Here is a 23004-nt window from a genome sequence, read left to right as displayed (position 1 = left end):
CCTGGCCGGGCAGCCGGCCGGGGCCCTGACCGTCCACCTGGACCCCGCCGATCTACCGGCCTGCGCCGGGCAGCTGTCCGACTACTTCACCGCCCACCCCGACCGGTACCGGTTCATGGTCTGGTGGCGCCTGGAACTGGCCCCCGAGCCCGGCGACCGGAGTGGCGACGCCCCCGGCCCCTACCACCACGGGGTCCTCGGCAAGATCGAAACGATCCGCCGTGCCCAGCAGGCTGTCAGAGGAGCGAGTCGATGATCTCCTGTGCGCGTCCGATGCCGTCCTCGTCCCGGATGCTCCGCCCCAGTTCGGTCGCCCGGTCGGCCATCCCCTGGTCCCGGACCGCGCGCCGGATCTTCGAGGCGAGCCGCGGGACGGTCATCGCGCGGAACGGCAGCGGCGAGGGCCCCGCTCCCAGCGCCGCGACGCGTTCGCCCCAGTACGGCTGGTCGCCGAAGAACGGGCACACCACGGTGGGCACACCTGCCCGCAGCCCCGCCGCCGTCGTGCCGGCGCCGCCGTGGTGCACGACCGCCGCCATGCGCGGGAACAGCCACGAGTGCGGCACGTCCCGGACGGCGAACACGTCCTCGTCCGACGTCGCCGGGTCTCCCTGCACGATGCCGCGGACCCCGGCGAGCTTCAGGGACGCCCGCACGGCCATCCCGGTCATCTCGACGTCCTTCGGCACCATGCTCCCGAACCCGACGTACACCGGCGCGGGCCCCGCCGCCAGGAACTCGGCGAGTTCCCCGGGAGGCTTCCACTCCGGCTCGTCAAGGAACCAGTAGCCCGTCAGGTTCACGTTGGAGGCCCAGTCCTCGGGGCGCGGCACCACCACCGGACTGAAGCACGCCAGCACCGGGCCGCCGTCGGGCCGCCGGCCCCGCAGCGGCAGTCGCGGCAGCCCCAGCGCCTCGTCCCGCCACGGGTTGATGAACGGCCGCGACAGCTGCCACGCGATCTGATCGACCGCGAGGAAGCTCGCCCGGTTCGCCCGCGGCCCGAGCATGCGCGCCTGCGGGACGAACGGGTGCGGGAACGCCCCGGTCGGCTCGCTCGGCTGGAAATGGATCAACGCCCACGGAACACCGAGATGTTCGCCCAGATGCCGGGGAAGGAACCCCAGCGTGGGTCCCAAGATCAGATCCGCGCCCTTGCAGGCGTCCGAGCACTCCGCCAGCAGCCGCTCGGCCATCGGCCCGAGGATCCGCCGGAAGCCGCCGAGGAACTTCACCGGATTCCGCCCTCCGGCCAGCAGCTCCTGCCCGGCGTCCGATTCGAGGATCTCCGCCGGATCCGCCGTCAGCGGCGCGAGCTCCAGCCCCGCCGCGACGACCATCGGCGAGTACCGCGCACTCGCCACCAGCCGCACGTCGTCCCCCCGCGCCCGCAGCGCGCGGCCCAGCGCCACGCAGGGCTGGATGTCCCCCCGCGACCCCGCCGCGAAGATCACGATCCGGCTCACGCTACCTCCTACCAGGCATCACTACGCGGGACGATGTGAGGGTCCTCCACCGGCTCCTTCTCGGGCACGTAGGGCTCGTACCACCCCTCCGGCGGCGCCGGCCGCCCCCCGTCCCCTTCCTCGGCTTCGTCGGCCTCCACCGAACCCTCACCCGCCGAACCGGCACCCGCCCCCTCCGCCGGCGAATCCGCGCCGCCCCCGACAACACCCTCCGAGCCGCCCGCGAGCGCCTCGCCACTCCCGGCAGGCTCGGCAGGCTCGCCGGATATCGCCGGTTCCCTGCGCGGAGCCGCCCCCGCGTGCCCGGCCGACCGCTCCCCGCGCTCTTCGACGCCGGCGCCCTCGCTCCCGAGCAGGCCCTCGGCCCCGCCCTCGGGGCGGGCGGCCTCCGCGGGCATCGTCGACTGCCCGAGCGGCGCCGTGTCCTCACCGGCACCAAGGCCGAGGGGCCCGGTCGCGATACCCGGCGCGGGCTCTTCGGAGGCAGGCGCAGAGCCGGACTGACGGAGTACTTCGTCCGAATGCGAGTCGGGCGCTCCGGCGATATCGCGATCGTCTTGTGAGCCTGCGCTGGGCGGGGCTTTCGCGTCTGGGGACGGTGCCGTGGCCCGGCGCGGGGGGCTTACCGGGATGGCGGAGTGGAAGGGCGTTTCGGAGGGCGCGGGCAATGGCTCGGTCGGCGGGGTGCCCGGGGTGCCGGGGGGCGGCTCGGGGGTGGGCCAGTCTTTCCAGGGGTTGGGCGTGGGCGGGGGTGGGGGCCAGGGGGTTTCGGTGGTCCAGGCGGAGGTGTCGTCCTGGGGCTTCGGGGTGTCGGTCCACCAGTGGGGGCCCGGGGTGGGGTCGGGCATGGGGTCTTCCTCCCAGGTGAGGGGGAGTGGGAGAGGCTCGCCCGGCGGGGTGGCGACGGCGACCGGGGCGGTCAGGGCGGGGACGGGGTCGCGGGGGGGAGAGGCGGGGCGGCGGGGCGCGGGTTCGACGAGGGGGGAGGACTTGCCGTGCTTGGGGCCCAGCCAGCCGCGGCGGCTGGGGAGGGTGAGGCCGCTGATCAAACCGCCGATGAGGACGAGGACGGCGCCGAGGATGAGGCCGGAGGCGGTGCCGCTGCGGAACGTCTCCAGTTCGGCGGCGCTCGCGCCCTCCTCGGGGACGTGGTGGATGAGCAGGCCGACGATGGCGATGCCGAAGGCGCCCGAAGCCTCGCGGATGACGTTGATGATGCCGCTCGCGACGCCCGCCTGCTGTTCCGGGACGGCCTTCAGGACGTACATGACGAGCGGCATGCCCATCGCGGCGCCGACGCCGACGATCATGACGCCGGGCATGAGGTCGGCGTAGCCGTCGCCCTGCTGGATGGTGGAGAACAGGAACATGCCGAAGGCCATGAGGGCGAGGCCGCCGCCGATGGCGGGGCGGGGGCCGAGCTTGGTCGCCAGCCAGAACGCGACGGGCGTCATGACCATGATGGCGATGGACGGCGGCAGCATCACCAGGCCCGCCTGGGGCGGGGAGAATCCGAGGAAGCGCTGCAGGAACGTCGCCGAATAGAAGATCATCCCGTTGAAGCCGATGCCGTAGAGCATCTGGGAGAGCAGGCCGCCGGCGAACACCCGGTTGCGGAAGAACCGCAAATTGATCATCGGGTCGGGGGCCCAGCTCTCCACCAGGACGAAGCAGGCCAGGGCGATGAACGCGAGCGCGAACACGCTGAGGACGGACGGGTCGGCCCAGCCGTGCTTGTTCCCCGACTCCAGCCCGTAGGTGAAGGCGAACAGCATGGTGGCGGAGATGAGGACGCCGGGCAGGTCGACGCGGGCGTCGCGGTTCTCGCCCTTGCCGGTGAGGACGACCAGGCCGAGCAGGATGACCAGGACGCCGGGGACGATGTTGATCAGGAAGATCCAGCCCCAGCTCCACTGCTGGACGATGAAGCCGCCGATGGTGGGGCCGAGGGCGGTGGCGCTGGAGCCGGCGCCGACCCAGACGATCGTGCCGAGGGAGCGCTGCTTGTCGGTGCGTCCGACGGTGACCATGACCTGCGTGGCGGGGAGGGCCAGGGCGGCGCCGGCGCCCTGCGTGACGCGGGCGAGGATGAGGGTCGCCGAGTCGGGGGCGAGGCCGCAGACGGCGGACGCGGCGGTGAAGACGACCATCCCGGACACGAAGGTGACGCGGCAGCCGAAGACGTCGGTGAGCCGCCCGCCCGCCACCATCAGGCAGGAGAACATCAGGATGTAGCCGGTGGCGACCCAGTCCTTGGCCGAGTTGGACATGTCGAGGTCGCTCATGATGGTGGGCAGCGCGTTCGCGACCACCGTGTTGTCCATGGTGATCATGAATGCGCTGACGGCCACCACCGCCAGCGCCCATCGGTATCGGCCGCGGGTCAACAGTCCGTACGGCGTGAACTCCCGCACCGGCCGCGGAAATCCGCCGCTTCCCCCTAAAAACAGTCGTCGCTATTGTTACTATTGGTTCGCACTTCGTTACTCAGCCCTGACTTCAGGCCGCGGTACCACAACTATCCCATCAGGCCACATTGGTTACTGCCGAGTCTTGTCATCACCGTGACAAGACGAGAGGGAGAAAAGTGGTCTGGGTGCGCATCGTGAGTCGGTCATCGTAAGACAAAGTGGTCCCTCCGCTTCGACGAACGATCCCGGTTTCATGGGGGGAACCCACCGCATGCAGAGCAACGATCGTTCCGGAGCCGCGCGGGAGAACGCGCAGGACGAGACACGGATCAGCGAGGATTCGGTCCGCCGGCACCTGATCGAGCAGATCGCGCGCCGCTCCAGGACCACCGCCGCCGAGGTCGACCCCGACCGGCCGCTGGAGGAGTTCGGTCTGGCCTCCCGGGACGCGGTCGCGATCGCCGGCGAGCTCGAGCAGATGCTCGGGCGGGCCCTCCCCGCCACCCTCGTCTGGGAACACCCGACGATCAACAAGCTCTCCGTCGCGCTGGCCGGCGGGACCCCCGAGAAGGCCCCGGCGCCGGAGCCGGCCGTGCGGCGGGCCGCGGGCGACGAGCCGATCGCCGTCGTCGGCGCCGGCCTGCGCTTCCCCGGCGGCGGCCGCGACCTGACCGGTCCGGACGACTACTGGCGCTTCCTGACCGGGCGCGGCGACGCCGTCCGCGAGGTGCCGGACGGCCGCTGGGACGCGTTCGACGACGGCTCCCCCGAGGTCGGCGACCTGCTCGCCCGCACCACGCGGCTCGGCGGCTTCCTGCGGGACGTCGCCGAGTTCGACGCGCAGTTCTTCGGCATCACCCCGCGCGAGGCCGCGGTCATGGACCCGCAGCAGCGGCTCGTCCTCGAAGTGGCGTGGGAGGCGTTCGAGCACGCCGGCATCGGCCCGGCGTCGCTGCGCGGCAGCCGCACGGGCGTCTTCGTCGGCGTGTCCGCGCCGGAGTACGCCGCGTTCACGGCGTCCGACCTGGCGTCCCTCGAACCGTTCACGGCGACGGGCGCGGCGCTCAGCATCATCGCGGGCCGGCTGTCGTACCTGCTCGACCTGCGCGGCCCCAGCATGATCGTCGACACGGCGTGCTCGTCGTCGCTGGTCTCGGCGCATCTCGCCGTGCAGGCGCTGCGCAGCGGCGAGGCCGACGTGGCGCTGGCCGGTGGCGTGAACCTGCTGCTGTCGCCGACCGTCACGATGACGTTCGACCTCGCCGGCGGGACGGCGGCGGACGGGCACTGCAAGGCGTTCGACGCGTCCGCCGACGGCATGGTCCGCGCGGAGGGCTGCGGCGCCGTCGTCCTGAAGCGGCTGTCGGACGCGGAGCGGGACGGCGACCGCGTCCTGGCCGTGATCCGCGGCTCGGGGGTCAACTCCGACGGGCGCTCGAACGGCCTGGTCGCCCCGAACTCCGACGCGCAGCGCGCCCTGCTGCGGGACGTGTACGCGAGCGCGGGAATAGACACGCGAGAGGTCGACTACGTCGAGGCCCACGGGACGGGGACGTTCCTGGGCGACCCCATCGAGGCCAAGGCGGTCGGAGAGGTCCTCGGAGCGGGCCGCGCCCCCGAGGAGCCGCTGCTGCTCGGCTCCGCGAAGTCCAACCTCGGGCATATGGAGTCCGCGGCGGGCATCGCGGGCCTCATCAAGACGGTCCTCGCGCTGCACCACCGGGTCATCCCGCCGAGCGCGCACTACAAGGAGCCCAACCCGCACATCCCGTTCGACGAGCTGCGCCTTGCGGTCGTCGCGGACGAGACGCCGTGGCCCGAGCGGGGACGTCCCGCCCGAGCCGGCGTGTCAGGATTCGGCTTCGGCGGGACGAACGCGCACGTCATCCTGGAAGAGGCGCCCGCGCAGGAGACGACCGTCCATCCGGCCGTGGTCAGGACGTTCCCGCTGTCCGACACCAGCGACGACCGCGTCCGCGACCATGCGGCCCTCCTGGCCGCGTGGCTCCCGGACCAGGACGTGAACCTCGCCGACGTCGCCCGCACGCTGCACCGGCGTGCCGGACGTGGACGAGCCCGCGCCGCCGTCGCCGCCAGAGACCGCGCAGGGCTCGTCGAAGGGCTGACCGCCCTCGCCGAGGGCCGTGCACACCCGGGCGTGGTGACGGGTGCGGCGCTCGGCGCGCCCGGCCGTCCCGTGTGGGTGTTCTCCGGGTACGGGGCGCAGCGCGCGGGCATGGCGCAGCGGCTCCTGGAGGAGGAGCCCGCGTTCGCCGAGGCCATCGACGACCTGGACGGCCTGTTCGCCGAGGAGGGCGGCCCCGACCTGTGGGCGCTCCTCGAAGAGGGCCGCAAGCCGGACGGTCCGGCCGACGCGATGCCGGTGCTGTTCGCGATCCAGATCGCCCTCGCCCGCATGTGGCGGGCGTACGGCGTCACGCCCGGCGCGGTGGTCGGCCACTCGATGGGCGAGGTCGCGGCGGCCGTCGTCGCGGGCGCGCTGACCGTGCAGGACGGCGTCCGCGTCATCTGCCGCCGGTCCCGCCTGCTGACGCGGCTCGTCGGCGGCGGCGCGATGGCGGTCCTCGGCGCGTCCGCCGCGGAGGTGGCGCGCCTCGGCGAGGGACTGCCCGAGGTCTACGCGGCCGTGCACTCCTCGCCGAAGCAGACCGTGGTGACCGGCGACGCCGGCCAGGTCGCCGAGATCGTCGGGCGGGCCGAGGCGGAGGGCCGGCTCGCCCGGATGGTGCAGGCCGAGGGCGCCGGCCATTCCCCCCAGGTCGATCCGCTCATTCCCGAGCTGCGCGAACTCCTCGCCGACGTGGGAGCCGAGCGGGGCGCCCCGCTCGCCGAGGGAATCAGGCTCTACACCACCGCCCTGGACGACCCCCGCGCCCACCTCGACTCCGCCTCCGCACTCGGCGTCGACCACTGGGCGGCGAACCTGCGGAACGCGGTGCGGCTCACGGACGCCGTCGCGGCCGCCGCCGAGGACGGCTTCCGTACGTTCGTCGAGGTCAACGCGCACCCGATCCTGGCGCACGCGGTCGGCGAGACGCTGGAGGGGACGGGCGCGCTCGTCACCCACACGCTCAAGCGGGCGCCGAAGGGCCAGGAGACCGACGACACGCTGACGTTCCACGCGCAGCTCGCGACCCTGGACGCCCACGGCCACGCGACCGGCGGGCCGGTGGACGGGCGGATCGTCGACGTCCCGCAGTCGCCGTGGCGGCACGAGCGGCACTGGGTCGACCTGTCGGCGCGCACGCCGGGCGGGCACGACGAGCATCCGCTGCTCGGCGCGCATGTGGAGCTTCCCGGCGAGGACCGGCACGCCTGGCGCGCCGACGTGGGGCTCGCCGCCCGGCCGTGGCCGGCCGCGGCGGCCGTCCACGGGCTGTACGCCCTGCCGGTCGCGGCGTTCGCGGAGATGGCGCTCGCCGCCGGGGCGGCCGCGCTCGGCACCGAGGGCGTCCGTGTCAACAGCCTGTGGATGGAGCGGCCGCTCGCGCTCGCCGACCACACGACCGTGACGACGACGTTCACCGAGGCGGAGCAGCGGGTGGAGATCCACGCGCTGACCCCTGCGGGCACGTGGGCGCGGCTGGCCAGCGCGGACGTCGGCGAGGACCACCGTCCCCCCGCCGCGGCCGGGCCGGGCGCGGCCACCGAGGTCGCCGCCGCCGAGCGCGGCAGCCGCCACTACCGGCTGCACCCCGAGGTGTTCGACCGCTGCCTGTCCGTCCTGTCGGACGAGGCGGCGGGAGGCGACGGCGGCGTGTGGCGGGCCGAGACGATCGGCAGCCTCCGCGTGTTCGGCCCGACGCATCGCGGCGGGCACGTCCAGGCGAAGGTCGTCCGGGACGAGGAGGACGTGACGGGCTCGGTCGCGCTTCTGGGGGCGGACGGCCAGGTCCTCGCCGAGGCGACCGGCATCGTGCTCCGCCGGGTCGAGCGCCACGACGTCCCCGTCCCGCTCGCCGGCAAGCTGGTCGAACTCGTCTGGGACGAGACGCCCCTTCCGGAGGGCGCCGAGCCGTCCGAAGGCGGCACCTGGCTGGTGCTGGCCGAGGAGGACGACGCGCTGGGCACCGCGGCGGCCGCCGGCCTGGAGGACCGCGGGAAGCGCGTCGTCCGGCACCGCCCGACGAACCGGCCGCCGGACGACCACCCGGCCATGGACGCACCGGTCGAGGGCGTCGTGCTCGTCCCGTCCGCCGATCTCGTGGACGAGGAGCTCGTCCTCGCCGTCGCGGGCGTGAGCCGCTCGCTGCCGGACGGCCCCCGCCTCTACGTCGCGACCCGGGCCGCCTTGCCCCTGGCAGGCGAGGGCGTGCCCGGACACGGATTCGTCAGCGCGCTCACCAGGGTGCTGGCGTTCGAACGCACCGTCCAGCGCGCCACCCATGTGGACGTCGACCGTCCCGCGGACCTCGTCGCCGAACTCCTCGCGGGCGACGACGCGCGGGAGGTCGCCTGGCGGGCCGGCACCCGGCACGTGGCGCGCCTCGCGCAGGCCGTCCTGCCCGAGGCGCCGGCCAAGAAGAAGCGCGTCGTCCGGCGCGGCGGCGCCTACGTCATCACCGGCGGGTACGGCGGGATCGGCCTGGTCACCGCGCGGCTGCTGGCCGAGCGGGGCGCCGGTCGCATCGTCCTGTCCGGGCGCGGCGGCCCCGACGCCGACGCCGAGAAGGTGATCGCCCGCCTGCGCGAGGACGGCGTGGACGTCGGCGTCGTGCTCGGCGACATCGCCCGGCCCGGCACGGCCGAGCGCCTCGTCCGGGTCGCCCAGGAGGGTGGAACCCGGCTGTGCGGCGTGGTCCACGGCGCCGGAGCGATCGACGACCGGCTGATCGCCGACCTCGGCCCGGAGGATCTCCACAGGGTGTGGACGGCGAAGGTCGAGGGCGCGCGGCGGCTCAGCGAGGCCACCTGGGACCTCGACCTCGACTGGCTCGTCATGCACTCCTCGGCGGCCGCGCTGCTCGGCTCGCCGGGGCAGGCCGCCTACGCCGCCGCGAACGCCGCGATCGACGCGCTCATGGCGTACCGGCGCGCGAACGGGCGCCCCGGGACGACCATCAACTGGGGCACGTGGTCGCAGGTCGGCGGGGCCGCCGAGACGTCGGTCACCGTGATCGACCCGATCAGCCCGGCGGAGGGCGCCGAGGCGCTGGAGGCGCTCCTCGTGCACGGCCGGGCGGCGACGGGCGTGCTGCGCTTCGATCCCGCCACCGCGGTCGGGCTCTTCCCCGAGATCCGGAACATGCCGTACTTCGCCGCGCTCACCGAGGCGGCCGGCGAGCGGGGCGCGGACGACGCCGGCGACTGGCCCGGCGTGGAGGCGCTCGCGGAGCTCGACCCGGCGACCGCCCGCCGGATGATCGCCGCGCAGGTCAGGCACCGGATCGCGGCCGTGCTCGGCTTCGACCCGCAGCGCCTGGACCCGGCCGTCCCGCTCACCGACCTCGGCCTGGACTCCCTCGTCGCGGTCCGCATCAAGAGCGGCGTCGAGCACGACCTCGGGCTGACCGTCCCGGCGTCGGTGCTGCTCCAGGGCGCCAGCGTGAACGCGTTCGAGGAGTGGGCGGCCGGCGAGCTCGGCCTGGCGGACGCCCCCGCTCCCGCGGCGGTCCCGAACGCCGAGTCCGGGTACGTGATGCCGCGCGACGCCGCCGAGCGCCTCGCCGTCCGCATCTTCGAGGACGTCCTCGGCCTCGACCGCGTCGGCGTCACCGCCGACTTCTTCGCCGAGCTCGGCGGGCAGGACCACCACGCCGACCGGGTCGTCGCGCTCGTCGCGCGGGAACTCGGCGCCGAGGTCGCCCGCGAGGAGCTGTTCGAGCCGCCGACCGCGCAGAACGTCGCCGAGCACCTCAGGGCGGCCGACGAGGAGGCGGCGCGGCAGACCGTCCGCCCGCTGAACAGGAGCCGTTCCGGGGGGCGTGGGGGGTCGTCCCTCCAGGGTGACGAGTCCGGCGGCCGGCGGCCGATCTTCATCGCGCACCCGGCCGGCGGCACCACCGCCTGCTACCGCCAGCTCGTCGACCTGCTCGGCGACGACCAGCCGGTGTACGGACTGGAGCGGTTCGAGGACGCGCCGCCGGTCGAGGAGCGCGCCGCCCGCTACGTCCGGCACCTGCTGGAGGCGCAGCCCGAGGGGGCGTTCCGGCTCGGCGGCTGGTCGTTCGGCGGCGTCCTCGCCTACGAGACGGCCCGGCAGCTGAGGGCCGCGGGGCGCGAGGTCGAGTTCGTCGCGCTGTTCGACGCGGGCCTCCCGCTGGCGGTGGACGACGAGTCCGACACGCTCGCCCGCCGCTTCTCCGCGTTCGCCGACTACATCAACGAGACCTACGGCCTGGAGGTCTCCCTCACCTACGAGGAGCTGTCCGGGCTGGACGAGGAGTCGCAGTTCGCGCTGGTCATGGAGCGTGCGGCGCCGCTGGTGGACCACATCCCCCCGGCGGCGCTCACCCACCAGCTCACGTCCCACCAGGACACCCGTTCCCTGGAGGCGTACAAGCCGGAGCCCTACGACGGGCACGTCGTCCTCTACTACGCGCCCGAGGAGACCCCCTGGGCGGTGCGGGACGCACGCTACGTGCTCGACGGGACCAACGGTTTCGGCGGGCTCTGCGCCGACCTGGAGATCGTCACGATTCCCGGTGCGCATCATCTCAACCTGCTCGATCCGCCCGGTGTGGGCGTTCTCGCCGCGCACCTGGAGGCCCGGCTCGCGGGACGGCGGAAGAGCGACGCCGTCCCCACGCCGATCACGGCCCGCTGAGGCCCGCCCCCCGAACCCCGTTCCACGGAGGACATCCCCATGGCCCACCCCGGCCCGTCCCACGCCCTGCTCGACGCCGTCCGGTCCGGCGCGAGCGGTCCCGAGTTGCAGGAGATCGACCTGCCGACCCGCTTCCGCGCGGCGTTCACCCGCAAGGACGAGGTCGGGATCTTCGAGGGCCAGACCGACAAGGACGTGCGCCGCTCCCTGCACGTCGGCGAGGTCGAGATGCCCGAGCTCGCGCCCGACGAGTGCGTCGTCGCGGTGATGGCCGCCGCGATCAACTTCAACACCGTCTGGTCGGCGATCTTCGAGCCGGTCCCGACGTTCGCCTTCCTGGAGAAGTTCGGCCGGCAGGGCTGGCACGGCGCCCGGCACGACCTGCCGTACCACATCCTCGGCTCGGACGGCGCGGGCGTCGTCGTGCGCACCGGCAGCGGCGTGAAGAGCTGGAAGGTCGGCGACAAGGTCGTGCTGTCCCCGTCCTACGTGGACGAGGAGGACCACGGCTCCTACGACGACGGCATGATGTCGGAGAGCCAGCTCGCCTGGGGCTTCGAGACGAACTTCGGATCGCTCGGCGAGTACTGCATCGTCAAGGCGAACCAGCTGATCCGCAAGCCCGCCCACCTGACGTGGGAGGAGGCCGGCTCGAACACGCTGTGCGCCGCGACCGCCTACCGGATGCTCGTCGGGTCGCACGGCGCCCGCATGAAGCAGGGCGACGTCGTGCTGATCTGGGGCGCGACCGGCGGGCTCGGCTCGTTCGCGACGCAGCTCGTCAAGAACGGCGGCGGCATCCCGGTCGCCGTGGTCTCCTCCGACGAGAAGGCGGACATCGTCCGGTCGCAGGGCTGCGAGCACGTCATCAACCGCAACGACCTGGAGCTCGGCGAGCAGGGCCTGCGGCACCCCAAGGCGGGCCGGATGCTGGGCGAGGCGATCCGCCGGCTCGTCGGCGAGGACCCCGGCATCGTGTTCGAGTACCTCGGCCGCGAGACGTTCGGCGCGTCCGTCTACGTCGCCAAGCGCGGCGGCAAGATCGTCACCTGCGGCTCCTCCACCGGGTACCGGCACGAGTACGACAACCGGTTCCTGTGGATGCGGCTGAAGAGCATCATCGGCTCGCACGGCTTCAACTACCACGAGGCCGTCGAGATCAACCGGCTGATCGGGCTCGGCATGATCCACCCGACGCTGTCGAAGGTCTTCCCGCTGGAAGGCGCCGGGGACGCGACCCGAGCCGTCCAGACGAACCAGCACATCGGCAAGGTCGCGGTCCTGTGCGGCGCCACCGGCGAGGGCCAGGGCGTGGACGACCCGGCGCTGCGCGAGCGCATCGGCGAGGAGAAGCTCAACCTCTACCGCCGCTGACGCACGCCGGCGGGACGGGCCCGGAGCGCGGGCCCGTCCCTTTGCGTCCCAGCCTTCTGAAGGCGGATTCAGAAGTTGAATAAACAGTACAAGGCTCGAATGGCGATTCTTCGGGACGGCATCAGCGCGCGTTAACAGACCGCCCCCGCCAAAAGGAGTCGCGCGATGCGGCGTCGAACCCCACTCGCCTGCACCGCCATTACCGCCATTCCCGCCCCGACCGTCTCCACAGCACCGACCCCTCCGCTCCCGCCGTCCGCTCATACACCCGGAGCGTGAACGGGCACCCGGCCTACAGCGTCCAGCTCGTCAGGACGAACGCCTCCACCAATGCCTGGTCGGTGTACCTCTTGAACGACCACTGGATTTCCAGCAGTAGCTCAGGTGGGCAGCGGCCGATCGTTCACGACGTGTTTCATCACGAGCGTGGAGTTCAGCCGCTGCACCCCCGGCAACGCCGCGAGGACGTCGTCCTCCAGCTCCTGGTAGGCCTTCAGATCCGCGGTGACGATGCGCAGCAGGTAGTCGGGATCGCCGAAGAGCCGCTGGGCCTGCACCACCTCGGGCACCTGCGCGACGGCTGCCTCGAAGCCGAGCAGCGTGTCGCGGTCCTCCTGCCGCATGGTGACGAACACCAGCGCCTGGAAGGTCAGGCCGAGCGCGGCGGCGTCCACGACCGCGCGGTATCCGCGGATCGTGCCGCTGCGCTCCAGTTCCCGCAGCCGCCGGTGGCACGGCGAGACGCTCAACCCCACCCGCCCCGCGAGTTCGGTGACGGTCAGCCGTCCGTCCTCCTGGAGCACGGCAAGGATCTGCCGGTCTATGGCGTCCACAAAGCAGATTATTCCACAGAAGTGCACTTTTGGAGCAGAACTTGGAACCACTTTCCGCCACTTCAACCGTATTCTCCCCTTAAATGCCCGCCAGTCGAGGAGGAACGCGATGGCAACGGGATCGGTGCTCGCGTTCTGGGCGGTGGCGCTGCTGCTCATCGCCGTCCCGGGGGCGGACTGGGCCTTCACCATCGGCGCCGGGTTGCGCGGCGGCTCGGTCGTCCCCGCCGTGGGCGGTCTGGTCGTCGGCTACGCCGCGGTGACCGCGATCGTCGCGGCGGGCGTCGGCGCGCTGGTCGCCGGTTCCCCGTCCGCCCTGACGGGCCTCACCGTCAGCGGCGGCCTCTACCTCGTCTGGCACGGCGCGACGACCTTCGCCCGCCCCTCCGCACTCGACGTCCGGGCCGGCGACGGCACCGACTGGAGCACCTTCCTGCGCGGCATCGGCGTGAGCGGCCTCAACCCCAAGGGTCTGCTGATCTTCCTGGCGCTGCTGCCCCAGTTCACCGATCCCCGCGAAGCCTGGCCCGTCCCCGCGCAGCTCGCCGTCCTGGGCCTGACCTTCATGGCCACCTGCGCCGCGTTCTACCTCTGCCTCGGCGCCCTGACCCGCACCGTCCTGGAGTCCCGCCCCGCAGCCGCCCGCACCGCCGCCCGCCTGTCCGGAGCCGCGATGACAGCCATGGGTGCCTGGCTCCTCCTGGACCACCTCCTGCCCTGACCAGCGCACAATCGCCCCCACCGGCCATGACGATGGCGCGATCGGACTATCGCGATCCCGCCTTCCATGACTCGTAGGGAGGGAATCAGTCTGTTAGCTCTATGTTGCCAAGCGATTACTCTTAGCTTGCACTCGTGCCTACCAACGAACACGAGCTGCCGCTGGAGATGGTCCGCAACAGGCCGCAGCTCGTCCCCGAGATGTTGCGGAGCGTCTTCGGACTCGACGTGTCCGGACACGCGCGAGCCACACTGGCGTCGGAGTCATACGCCGACACCAACCCTGCCGAACTGCGCTGTGACGCCACCGTCCTGCTCGGCGACCCGAAATCTCCCGCGCTGGGCGTCGTGGTGGAATCCCAGTTACGAGCCTTGAGGCAGAAGACCTACAGCTGGCCCGCCTACCTGGCCTCGTTGCGTCTGCGGCGCCGTTGCCCCGTGATGCTCCTCGTGCTGTGCCCGGACCAGGCCACGGCACGAGGGTGCGCCGCCCCCATCGACATGGGGCACCCCGGATGGGTGCTCGAACCCCTGACCGTGCATCCCGGGATGCTGCCGCCGATCACCGACCCGGACCAGGCCCGCAGCCTCCCCGAACTGGCGGTCCTCAGTGCCCCCGCCCACGCGGACGGCCCGCAGTCGGAAGCCGTCCTCCAAAGCCTGTCCACCGCCATCGGCTCACTCACCGGTGACACAGGGGCGCTCTATTATGACTACGTGATGTCGCGGTTCTCTGACGCCGCCCGCAAACTCATGGAGGAGATCGTGAAGCTCGACAACTACGAGTGGCAGTCAGAGTTCGCCATCAGCCACCGCGCCGAAGGCCGCGCTGAGGGCGAGGCGAAGGGCGAGGTCAAGGCGCTTCTGCTCTTGCTGGAGGCCCGCGGCCTCGACGTTCCCGAGGACGTCCGTGCTCGGGTCGAGGGGTGTACCGATCTCGAGCAGATCGAACGGTGGATCCAGCGTGCCGTGAGCGCCGACGCGGCTGAAGATCTCTTCACCTGACGCCTCGGTCCGGAGTCGGTTCCGCCCGGTGGGCCCCCGCGACCATCGCGGGGTGCCCGATTTCTCCGATGCTGCGCGCGCTCATGGAGGAGATCGTGAAGCTCGACAACTACGAGTGGCAGTCAGAGTTCGCCATCAGCCACCGCGCCGAAGGCCGCGCCGAAGGCCGCGCTGAGGGCGAGGCGAAGGGCGAGGTCAAGGCGCTTCTGCTCTTGCTGGAGGCCCGCGGTCTCGCGGTTCCCCAGGAGGTTCGTGCTCGGGTCGAGAGGTGCACCGATCTCGAGCAGATCGAACGGTGGATCCAGCGTGCCGTGAGCGCCGACGCGGCTGAAGATCTCTTCACCTGACGCCTCGGTGCGCGGACCGTTGGACGCCGCCACTTGCCGCTACAGGACCTCGCGGGCCCCTCGGGGCGCCGGACGAAGTGGGCGAACGCGTGTCTCGGTTCCTGTCCGGCCCGGTGCGCTTCCCGGCGGGGGAAGATTGTGAATTACTCTCACGTCACCGGCCGAACCTGGTCGTTCATCGACCTAGACTTTGCGCCCCGGGCCCGTCACGGGTCATGATTTGCCCCACACAGGTCCCATAAGTAAGTAATTACCCCGTGTGAACGGCGCGCAACGCAGGGGGACGGAGCTGGGAGGTTCTGTGGCGAACGACGGTTCGACCACCAGCGGGCGCCCGTGGGCGGATCTGCCGAGGGAACTGGCGGATCACATGCGACCCCACCTCGACGAGGTGGCGGACGACATGATCCAGGAGATTCAGACGCGCGTCAGGGAGTACGACCGGCCGGGGGACGGCTCCTACTCGGGGACCCTCCGGCTCGCCGTCGAGCGCGTGCTCCACTTCTTCGTCGAACGGGTGGCCGATCCCGGCCATGATCCCGCTCCGGTGACCGACTTCTTCCGCGCCATCGGCCGTGGCGAGGCCGGGGAGGGGCGCAGCCTCGACGCGATGCAGACGGCGATGCGGGTCGGCGGCATGGTGGCGTGGCGCCGGATGACCGAGGGCGCCGAGGCCCTGCAGGTGCCGCCGCGCACGCTCGGCGCCGTCGGCGAGGTCCTGATGCAGTTCCAGGACGAGTTGGCGCACGCCGCCGCCGAGGGTTTCTCGCAGGCCAAGGCGGCGGTCGCGGGCGAGATGCAGCGCCGCCGCAAGCGCCTGCTCGACCTGCTGTTCGCCGACCCGCCCGCCGCGCAGGAGGCGATCGCCGACCTCGCCGCCGCCGCGCACTGGCCCGTCCCGCGGACGGTCGCCGCGGTCGCGCTCGGCCGGCACCACGCCGACACCCGCCAGCCCGCGTTCCCGCCGGACGTGCTGGCCGACCTGACCCGCCGCACCCCCAGCCTGATCATCCCCGACCCGGACGGCCCCGGCCGCGCCAAGCTCGTGGACCGCGCCCTGTCCGGGACGCTCGCCGTCGTCGGCCCGACCGTCCCGCTGATGGAGGCGGCGCGCTCGATCCAGTGGGCGCGCAAGACGCTGTGCCTGGTCCAGCGCGGCGTGATCGAGGCCGACAGCGGTGTGATCCGCAGCGTGGAGCACATGTCCACGCTCATCCTGTTCCAGGACGAGGGGCTCATCACCTCGCTGGCCGATCTGCGGCTCGCCCCGCTGGCGCACCTGCGGGCCAGCCAGCAGGACCGGCTCGCCGAGACGCTGCTGGCGTGGCTGCAGTCGGGACGCAACGCCAACGAGGTCGCGATGCGGCTGCACGTCCACCCGCAGACCGTCCGGTACCGGCTGCGTCAGCTGGAGGAGCTGTTCGGCGACCAGCTCCTGGACCCGGACCTGCGCTTCGACCTGGAGATCGTGCTGCGCGCTCGGGCGCTGCTGGCCGACAACGCGGGGGAGCGGATCATGCCGCCGGCCCGCGCGGTGGTCGGGGACTCCGGCGAGGTCGTCACCCTGCGGCGGAGCTGATCAGAGGCGACCGGAGGCCCGCAGCCGCTCGGCGGTGGCGACGCGCTCGGCCAGCCGGGTCTGCGCGTCGCAGAGCAGCCACAGCTCGCCCTCGTCGGTCGCGACGATCTCCTCAAGGCAGCCGTTGAGGAGCTGGTAGTCCGACAGGGGGGTGACGCGGGTGGCGCGCAGGCCGGTGTCCGAGCGTTCGCTGTGCCAGCCCGGCATGCACATGGTCGCCGACATGAAGCGGGGCTCCCTCGGTCGGTTCATGGTAGGTCTACCATAGAACCACCAAACACTGACCACAATGCGTTCGCCGCAACCCCAAGAGGGTGCGGGAGCAAGTGGGATCTGTACGGTATGAGGTCAATGCACCGACCTGGAGCAGGATCTGGTATGCCGCGACCCCCCGCGAAGGCACAGGCGATCAGCAACGCGCTCGCCGCTCGGATCGTCGAGGGCGAGCTGGACCCGGCCGCCTGGCTGCCGTCCGAGCGGGAGCTGGCGCGCCGGTACGAGGCCGACCGCTCCACCGTCCGGCGGGCGCTGCGGCTGCTGGCCGAGCAGGGCCTCGTCCAGCTGCGGCACGGCGCGGGCGCGCAGGTGCGGGCGGCTCCGAGGGTGCGGCGCGCGGCGTCCGACATCACGCGGCAGGTCGGGGAGTGGCGCGGGTTCCACGTGTCGGCGCGGCGGGACGGGCGCACCCCGTTCACCCGCACGGCCGTCGCCGAGGTGAAGGCCGACGACCGGCTCGCGTCCCGCCTGGACGTCCCGGTCGGGACGCGGGTGCTGGAGCGGGCGCGCGTCCAGGGCGTCGAGGGGGAGCCGCCCGTCCAGACGGCGACGACCTGGGTGATCCTTGAGATCGTGGAGCAGATCCCGGTCCTGCGCGAGGTCGACACGGGACCGGGCGGCATCTACTCGCGGCTGGAGGAGGCGGGCTACCGGATCACGTTCGAGGAGTCGGTGACGTGTCGGCTGCCCCGCCCGGACGAGCAGGAGACGCTGGAGATCAAGCCCGACCAGCCGGTCCTGACGCTGTGGCGCCGCGCCTGCGACCAGCGCGACCGGGTCGTCGAGGCCACCCACCGGGTGGTGGTCGGCGACCGGCACGAACTCGTCTACCGCTACGGGGCGGGCATATGAGCGGCGAAGAGCGGCCCGCGGTGCGCCAGGTCGCGTCGCGTGTCGTCTACGAGAACCCGTGGATGCTCGTCCGGGAGGACGAGGTCGAGCGCCTGGACGGTTCGCGCGGCCTGTACGGGGTGGTCGACAAGCCCGACTTCGTGCTGGTCATCCCGGAAGAGGGGGACGGGTACCACCTCGTCGAGGAGTACCGGTACCCGATCGGCAGGCGCACGTGGAGCTTCCCGCAGGGCTCGGCGCCCGGCCGCCGCGAGGCCGACCCGGAGGAGCTCGCCCGGCGGGAGCTCGCCGAGGAGACCGGGCTGCGCGCCGGGACGCTGCGGCGCCTCGGGTACCTGCACTGCGCGCACGGGACGAGCGGTCAGGGCTTCACCATCTTCGTGGCGTCCGACCTGGAGGCCGGGGAGGCCGACCGGGAGCCCGAGGAGCAGGACATGCGGCAGAAGTGGGTGTCGCGGGAGGAGTTCAGGGCGCTCGTCCGGGACGGCCGCATCACCGACGACTCGACCCTCGCCGCGTACGCCCTGCTCACCATGGATCTGGCCGGGTAGCGGGGTCCGGGGGGATCACGACGCGGATGCGGCAGCCGGTCGGGGTGTCCATGACGGTGATGTCGCCGCCGTGCAGCTCGGTGGCCCAGTTCGCGATGGCCAGGCCCAACCCGGTGCCCCCGCCGGGCGTGCCGGCGCCGGACGCGCCGCGGGAGAACCGCTCGAACACGCGGGCGCGCTCCTCGGGCGGGATGCCGGGTCCCTCGTCGGCCACCTCGATGACCAGTCCCCCGGGCGGGTTCGCGGGACGGGCCGTGACCGCGACGGGGCGGCCGTCCGGGCTGTGCCGGGCGGCGTTGTCGAGCAGGTTGGCGACGACCTGGTGGAGGCGGTCGCGGTCGGCGGCGGCGCGCAGCCCGGGCGTGACGTCCGGCTCGAACACCGCCTCCGGGCGGCCCGCCCGCGCCTCCGCGACGACGTCGGCGACGAACGCGGCGATGTCGATGTCGGTCACGTCGAGCGCCGCCGCGCCCGCCTCGACCCGCGACAGGTCCAGCAGCTGGGTGACGAGGCGTCCGAGCCGCTCGGTCTGGTCGAGGGCCGTCTCCAGGACGTCGGGCGTCGCGGGCGTGACGCCGTCCGCGACGTTCTCCAGCACGGCCCGCAGCGCGCTGATGGGGGTGCGCAGCTCGTGCGAGACGTTCGCGACGAACTCGCGGCGCTGCCGGTCGACCTCGGCGAGGTCGGCGGCCATCCGGTTGAACGCCTGCGCCAGCTCCCCGACCTCGTCGCGCGAGGTGGCGCGCACCCGGCGGCTGTAGTCGCCGCGCGCCATCGCCCGCGCCGCCGCGGTCATCTCGCGCAGCGGCGCGGTCATGCCGTGGGCGAGCAGCTGGATGACGACCAGCGAGATGAGCACGCCGACCGGCATCGTCTGCCGCGCGCGGAACCCCAGCGGGTACCCCCACAGCACGATCAGGACGGCGACGCACGCGGTCACGACGACCACGACGCCGAACTTCACCTTGATCGACCGGAGCGGGTCCAGCGGCCGGGGCAGCCGCGCCCACAGCCTGCGGGCGAACCGGGCGCCCTCGGCGGTCACCGCGCGGCCTCCAGGCTGTAGCCGACGCCGTGCACGGTACGGATCAGCTCCTGGCCGAGCTTGCGCCGCAGGGCCTTGACGTGGCTGTCGACGACCCGCGTCCCGGACGCGTCCGCCCAGTCCCACACCTGCTCCAGCAGGACGGCGCGGGTGAGCACCGTGCCCCGGTTGCGCAGCAGGCACGCGAGCAGGTCGAACTCGGTGGGCGTGAGGTGCACCTCGCGGCCGCCGCGGCGGACCCGCCGGGCCCGCGGGTCGACCTCCAGCTCTCCGACGCGCACCGGCCCGCCCCCGGTGTCCATCGCGGGCCGCTCGACGCGGCGCAGCACGGCGCGGATGCGCGCCACCAGCTCGCGCATGCTGAACGGCTTGGTCACGTAGTCGTCGGCGCCGACGCCGAGACCGACGAGCAGGTCGGTCTCGTCGTCGCGCGCCGTCAGCATCAGCACCGGCACGGGACGTTCCGCCTGGACCCGGCGGCAGACCTCCAGGCCGTCGAACCCGGGCAGCATCACGTCCAGCACGATGAGGTGCGGCTCGTACGCGCGGGCGAGCTCGACCGCCGAGGGCCCGTCCCCGGCGGTCTCGACGCCGAATCCCTCGGCCGCCAGCCGGTCGGCCACCGCCCGCGCGATCGTCGGCTCGTCCTCGACGACGAGGACGCGCGTCTCGTGTCCACTCACGCCACCGACTCTAGAAGGCCGGTTCGCGGAGGCGGGGTGTGGTCTGTGCGGGAGCTGTGAAGATCGTCGGGCTACCAGGTGTGGACGGGCTCGTTGCCGCGCTGGTGCTCGGCGTAGGCGCGGGTCATCATGCGCAGGGCGTCGTGGCGGCCGACGCCGTGCTCCTCCTCCAGGGCCCGGACGGTGTTGATCTGCCAGGCGGCGCCGGTCTGGCCGGTGACGCAGCGGCGCTCGATGATGCCGAGGAGGCGGTCGCGGCGGGCGGGGTCGACGCCCCAGCGGTCGAGGCCCTCGTGGGCGAGGGGCAGCAGCTTGCGCAGGACGAGCTCGGCGGCGGGCACCTCGCCCATGCCGGGCCAGTAGAGGGTCGATTCGAGGCCGTCGCGCGCGGCGCGGTGCAGGTTCTCCTCGGCGGTGGCGAAGGACATGCGGGACCAGACGGGACGGTCCTCCTCGGCCAGCATCCGGACGACGCCGTAGTAGAAGGCGCCGTTGGCGACGACGTCGGCGACGGACGGTCCGGCCGGCAGGACGCGGTTCTCCACGCGCAGGTGGGGCCGGCCCTTCACGACGGCGTAGATGGGGCGGTTCCAGCGGTAGATCGTTCCGTTGTGGAGGGTGAGCTCGCCGAGTTCGGGGATGCCGCCCTGGTCCAGCACCTCGCGGGGGTCCTCGTCGTCGCACAGCGGCAGCAGGGACGGGAAGTACCGGGTGTTCTCCTCGAAGAGGTCGAACACGGAGGTGATCCAGCGTTCGCCGAACCACACGCGGGGCCGGACGCCCTGCGTCTTCAGCTCGTCCGGGCGGGTGTCGGTGGCCTGCTCGAACAGGGTGATGCGGGTCTCGTGCCAGAGCCGGTGCCCGAACAGGAACGGCGAGTTGGCGCCCATCGCGACCTGCGCGCCCGCGACGGCCTGGGCGGCGTTCCAGTACGCGCCGAACTCCTCGGGGCTGACCTGGAGGTGGAACTGGACGCTGGTGCAGGCGGCCTCGGGGATGATCGTGTCGGTGTGCATGCGCAGCGGCTCGGGACCGTCGATGGCGATGCGCATCTCCTCCCCCCGTGCGGCGAAGATCTGGTCGTTCAGCATCTTGTAGCGGGCGTTGGAGGACAGGGTCTCCTCACCGATGTCGGTGCGCCGCAGGGTCGGCAGGATGCCGATCATCACGAGCCGGCCGCCGACCTCGCGGGCCCGGTCGTCGGCGTGCGCGAGATGGTCGCGGACCTCCGTCTCCAGGGCTCCGGTGCCCTCGCCGCCGAGCTCGCGGGGCGGAACGTTGATCTCCAGGTTGAACTGGCCCAGCTCGGTCGCCCACGCCGGGTCCGCGATCGCCTTGAGCACGTCCGCGTTGCGCATCAGCGGGTCGCCGAGCGAGTCGATCAGGTTGAGCTCGATCTCCAGGCCGATGTGCGGGCGCTCGAAGTCGAACTGGGATTCGCCCAGCATCCGGGCCAGTACGTCGAGGCACCTGCGCACCTTGTCGCGATACCGCCGCCGGTCCTCGCCGCTGATGGAGACCGAAGCCACGTCCCTGCCCATGTGTGTCCGTCCCTGTACTCCGGAGGGAATCGTCATAAAACGGGATGTCCCAGTAAGGGAAGGTGAAAACACGGCGTGCCGTTTCGGGCTCCCCGTTTCGTGACCGGCCGGTAGCGTGTGTCGTCACGCCCGGAGACCGGTACGTCCTCGTGGAGGGCCCATGCGCATGCGCCCCCGGTCCATCCGGGCCAGGGACACGCTCGTCGCCGCCGTGCTCGCCGCACTGGCGTTCGGCGTCAGCGCGATCGGCGTGGACGTCGCCGTGCGCAGCGCCGTCAAGGCCGAACTGCTCCGCCGGACGCAGGTGGACGCCCGGCGCGTCAGCGGCGGCGTCCGCGACGGGACGCTGGAGGGCGCGATCCGCGACGACTCCCGCGGCCGGGTCCTCATCCAGGTCGTCGAGCCCGGCGGTCGGGTGACGAACGCCACACCCGCCGCAACGGACAGACCACCGGTGAGCAGACTCTGGCCGCCGAGCAACATGCGGGTCCAGGACTTCACCGAGTGCCGCGGCCGATGGCCGGGCCGCGAGTGCTTCGTGGCCGAGGCCATCCGGGTCAGCACCGCGCGCGACTCCGTCGTCGTGTACGCGGCCGCGCGGCAGCCGACCTACCTGGTGGACGGCCTGCTGGAGGGGGTGCTCGGCTCGGGCGTGCTGCTGCTGGCCGCCGTCGCCGCGGGGATCACCTGGCGCGTCGTCGGGCGCACGCTCGACCCCGTCGAGGCGATCCGCGTCCAGCTCGCGGAGATCAGCGCCACCGACCTCAGCCGCCGGGTGCCGCAGCCGCCGGGCCAGGACGAGATCGCGCAGCTCGCCCGCACCGCCAACGAGACGCTGGACCGGCTGGAGCGGGCCGTCGCGCGGCAGCGGCAGTTCGCCTCCGACGCCTCGCACGAGCTGCGCACCCCGATCGCCGGGCTCCGGGCCAACCTGGAGGACGCCTCCATGCACCCGGAGGACAACGACCTGCGGGGCGTCATCGCCTCGGCGCTGCGCGACACCGACCGGCTGGAGTCGATCGTCACCGACCTGCTGCTGCTCGCCCGCATCGGCACCGGGGGGAGCGCGGCGCAGGAGCCGATCGACCTGGCCGCGCTCGCCGCCGCCGAGGTCCACCGCCGCTCGTCCGAGCTGAAGATCGTCACCGAGCTGTCCCGCGGCGTCGTGGTGCGCGGGGTGCGGATGCAGCTCGTCCGGCTGCTGGGCAACCTGCTCGACAACGCCGGGCGCTACGCCGAGTCGCGGGTGGGGGTGGAGGTGGGCCGGCAGGGCGGCCGGGCGCTGCTCGTCGTCACCGACGACGGCATCGGCATCGCGCCCGCCGACCGGGAACGCGTCTTCGAGCGCTTCACCCGCCTGGACGCCGCGCGCAGCCGCGACGCCGGCGGCGCCGGCCTCGGCCTCGCGATCGCCCGCGAGATCGCCCGGGCGCACGGCGGGACGCTGCGGGTCGAGGACCACCCGTCCGGCGCCCGCTTCGCCCTGCGCCTGCCCCTGGAATAGCGGAAAGGGCCGCCCGGGACGGGCGGCCCT

The 23004-nt window shown here is 72.8% G+C and carries 17 protein-coding genes; 10 read left to right on the top strand and 7 right to left on the bottom strand.

From position 1 onward, the window contains the following. Position 1 precedes the first annotated feature (1 nt). Positions 2–256: a hypothetical protein gene (locus CHC11_RS43770; RefSeq protein WP_179278746.1), complete on the top strand. Its 255-nt coding sequence runs from the start codon at positions 2–4 to the stop codon at positions 254–256. Here the strand turns inward: CHC11_RS43770 and CHC11_RS06085 are convergent. Together CHC11_RS06085 and CHC11_RS06080 are read right to left on the bottom strand one after the other, a co-directional pair. Continuing rightward, complete coding sequence (locus tag CHC11_RS06085; RefSeq protein ID WP_179278707.1) at positions 237–1466, bottom strand: glycosyltransferase; 1230 nt, start codon at positions 1464–1466, stop codon at positions 237–239. The genes CHC11_RS43770 and CHC11_RS06085 overlap by 20 nt on opposite strands. Positions 1467–1474: 8 nt before the next feature. Beyond that, positions 1475–3853 carry an MDR family MFS transporter gene (locus CHC11_RS06080; RefSeq protein ID WP_143226947.1) on the bottom strand — a complete coding sequence of 793 codons (2379 nt, stop codon included), beginning with the start codon at positions 3851–3853 and terminating at the stop codon, positions 1475–1477. A 295-nt stretch (positions 3854–4148) separates the two neighbouring features. On the opposite strand from CHC11_RS06080, the gene CHC11_RS06075 reads away from it, so the two are divergent. Continuing rightward, complete coding sequence (locus CHC11_RS06075) at positions 4149–10664, top strand: type I polyketide synthase (protein WP_089310596.1); 6516 nt, start codon at positions 4149–4151, stop codon at positions 10662–10664. A gap of 39 nt (positions 10665–10703) precedes the next feature. After that, a complete protein-coding gene (gene ccrA / locus CHC11_RS06070) occupies positions 10704–12038 on the top strand; it encodes a crotonyl-CoA carboxylase/reductase (protein ID WP_089310595.1) in 1335 nt (444 codons plus the stop codon). 380 nt (positions 12039–12418) lie between these two features. On the opposite strand, the gene CHC11_RS06065 is transcribed toward ccrA, so the two are convergent. Beyond that, a complete protein-coding gene (locus tag CHC11_RS06065; protein WP_089310594.1) occupies positions 12419–12871 on the bottom strand; it encodes an Lrp/AsnC family transcriptional regulator in 453 nt (150 codons plus the stop codon). 109 nt (positions 12872–12980) lie between these two features. Between CHC11_RS06065 and CHC11_RS06060 the strand changes: the two genes are divergently transcribed. The 4 genes from CHC11_RS06060 to CHC11_RS06045 all read left to right on the top strand — a co-directional run bounded on the left by CHC11_RS06060 (position 12981) and on the right by CHC11_RS06045 (position 16522). Further along, positions 12981–13592 carry a LysE family translocator gene (locus CHC11_RS06060; protein WP_089310593.1) on the top strand — a complete coding sequence of 204 codons (612 nt, stop codon included), beginning with the start codon at positions 12981–12983 and terminating at the stop codon, positions 13590–13592. 134 nt (positions 13593–13726) lie between these two features. After that, positions 13727–14596: a hypothetical protein gene (locus CHC11_RS06055; protein ID WP_143226946.1), complete on the top strand. Its 870-nt coding sequence runs from the start codon at positions 13727–13729 to the stop codon at positions 14594–14596. A gap of 68 nt (positions 14597–14664) precedes the next feature. After that, positions 14665–14943, top strand: coding sequence for a hypothetical protein (locus CHC11_RS06050; RefSeq protein ID WP_245918796.1), 279 nt, complete (start codon positions 14665–14667; stop codon positions 14941–14943). A 259-nt stretch (positions 14944–15202) separates the two neighbouring features. Further along, a complete protein-coding gene (locus CHC11_RS06045) occupies positions 15203–16522 on the top strand; it encodes a PucR-like N-terminal domain-containing protein (protein WP_483860521.1) in 1320 nt (439 codons plus the stop codon). Here CHC11_RS06045 and CHC11_RS06040 read toward each other — a convergent pair whose 3' ends face one another. Further along, positions 16523–16774, bottom strand: coding sequence for a hypothetical protein (locus CHC11_RS06040; protein ID WP_143226945.1), 252 nt, complete (start codon positions 16772–16774; stop codon positions 16523–16525). It abuts the gene before it with no gap. A 126-nt stretch (positions 16775–16900) separates the two neighbouring features. On the opposite strand from CHC11_RS06040, the gene CHC11_RS06035 reads away from it, so the two are divergent. Next, on the top strand, positions 16901–17650 hold the full coding sequence (locus tag CHC11_RS06035; RefSeq protein WP_179278706.1) for a GntR family transcriptional regulator: 750 nt from the start codon (positions 16901–16903) through the stop codon (positions 17648–17650). Next, entirely contained in the window at positions 17647–18201 is a 555-nt protein-coding gene (locus tag CHC11_RS06030; RefSeq protein ID WP_089310588.1) for an NUDIX domain-containing protein, read from the top strand. Before CHC11_RS06035 ends, CHC11_RS06030 begins: the two co-directional genes overlap by 4 nt. On the opposite strand, the gene CHC11_RS06025 is transcribed toward CHC11_RS06030, so the two are convergent. From CHC11_RS06025 to CHC11_RS06015, 3 genes are all read right to left on the bottom strand, one after another. Continuing rightward, complete coding sequence (locus tag CHC11_RS06025; protein WP_245918792.1) at positions 18179–19246, bottom strand: HAMP domain-containing sensor histidine kinase; 1068 nt, start codon at positions 19244–19246, stop codon at positions 18179–18181. The genes CHC11_RS06030 and CHC11_RS06025 overlap by 23 nt on opposite strands. Next, the gene (locus tag CHC11_RS06020; protein ID WP_089310587.1) at positions 19243–19929 is read right to left on the bottom strand and encodes a response regulator transcription factor; all 687 of its coding nucleotides are present in this window, start codon (positions 19927–19929) and stop codon (positions 19243–19245) included. Before CHC11_RS06020 ends, CHC11_RS06025 begins: the two co-directional genes overlap by 4 nt. Positions 19930–20000: 71 nt before the next feature. Next, positions 20001–21470, bottom strand: a complete 1470-nt coding sequence (locus CHC11_RS06015; RefSeq protein ID WP_089310586.1) for a glutamate-cysteine ligase family protein — start codon at positions 21468–21470, stop codon at positions 20001–20003. 160 nt (positions 21471–21630) lie between these two features. On the opposite strand from CHC11_RS06015, the gene CHC11_RS06010 reads away from it, so the two are divergent. Next, positions 21631–22974, top strand: coding sequence for a sensor histidine kinase (locus CHC11_RS06010; RefSeq protein WP_089310585.1), 1344 nt, complete (start codon positions 21631–21633; stop codon positions 22972–22974). Positions 22975–23004 lie beyond the last annotated feature (30 nt).

The sequence above is a fragment of the Actinomadura mexicana genome, assembly GCF_900188105.1.
GTDB lineage: Bacteria > Actinomycetota > Actinomycetes > Streptosporangiales > Streptosporangiaceae > Spirillospora > Spirillospora mexicana.
Note: the sequence above shows the minus strand (reverse complement) of the source record. Positions and strands in the feature narration are given on the sequence as shown.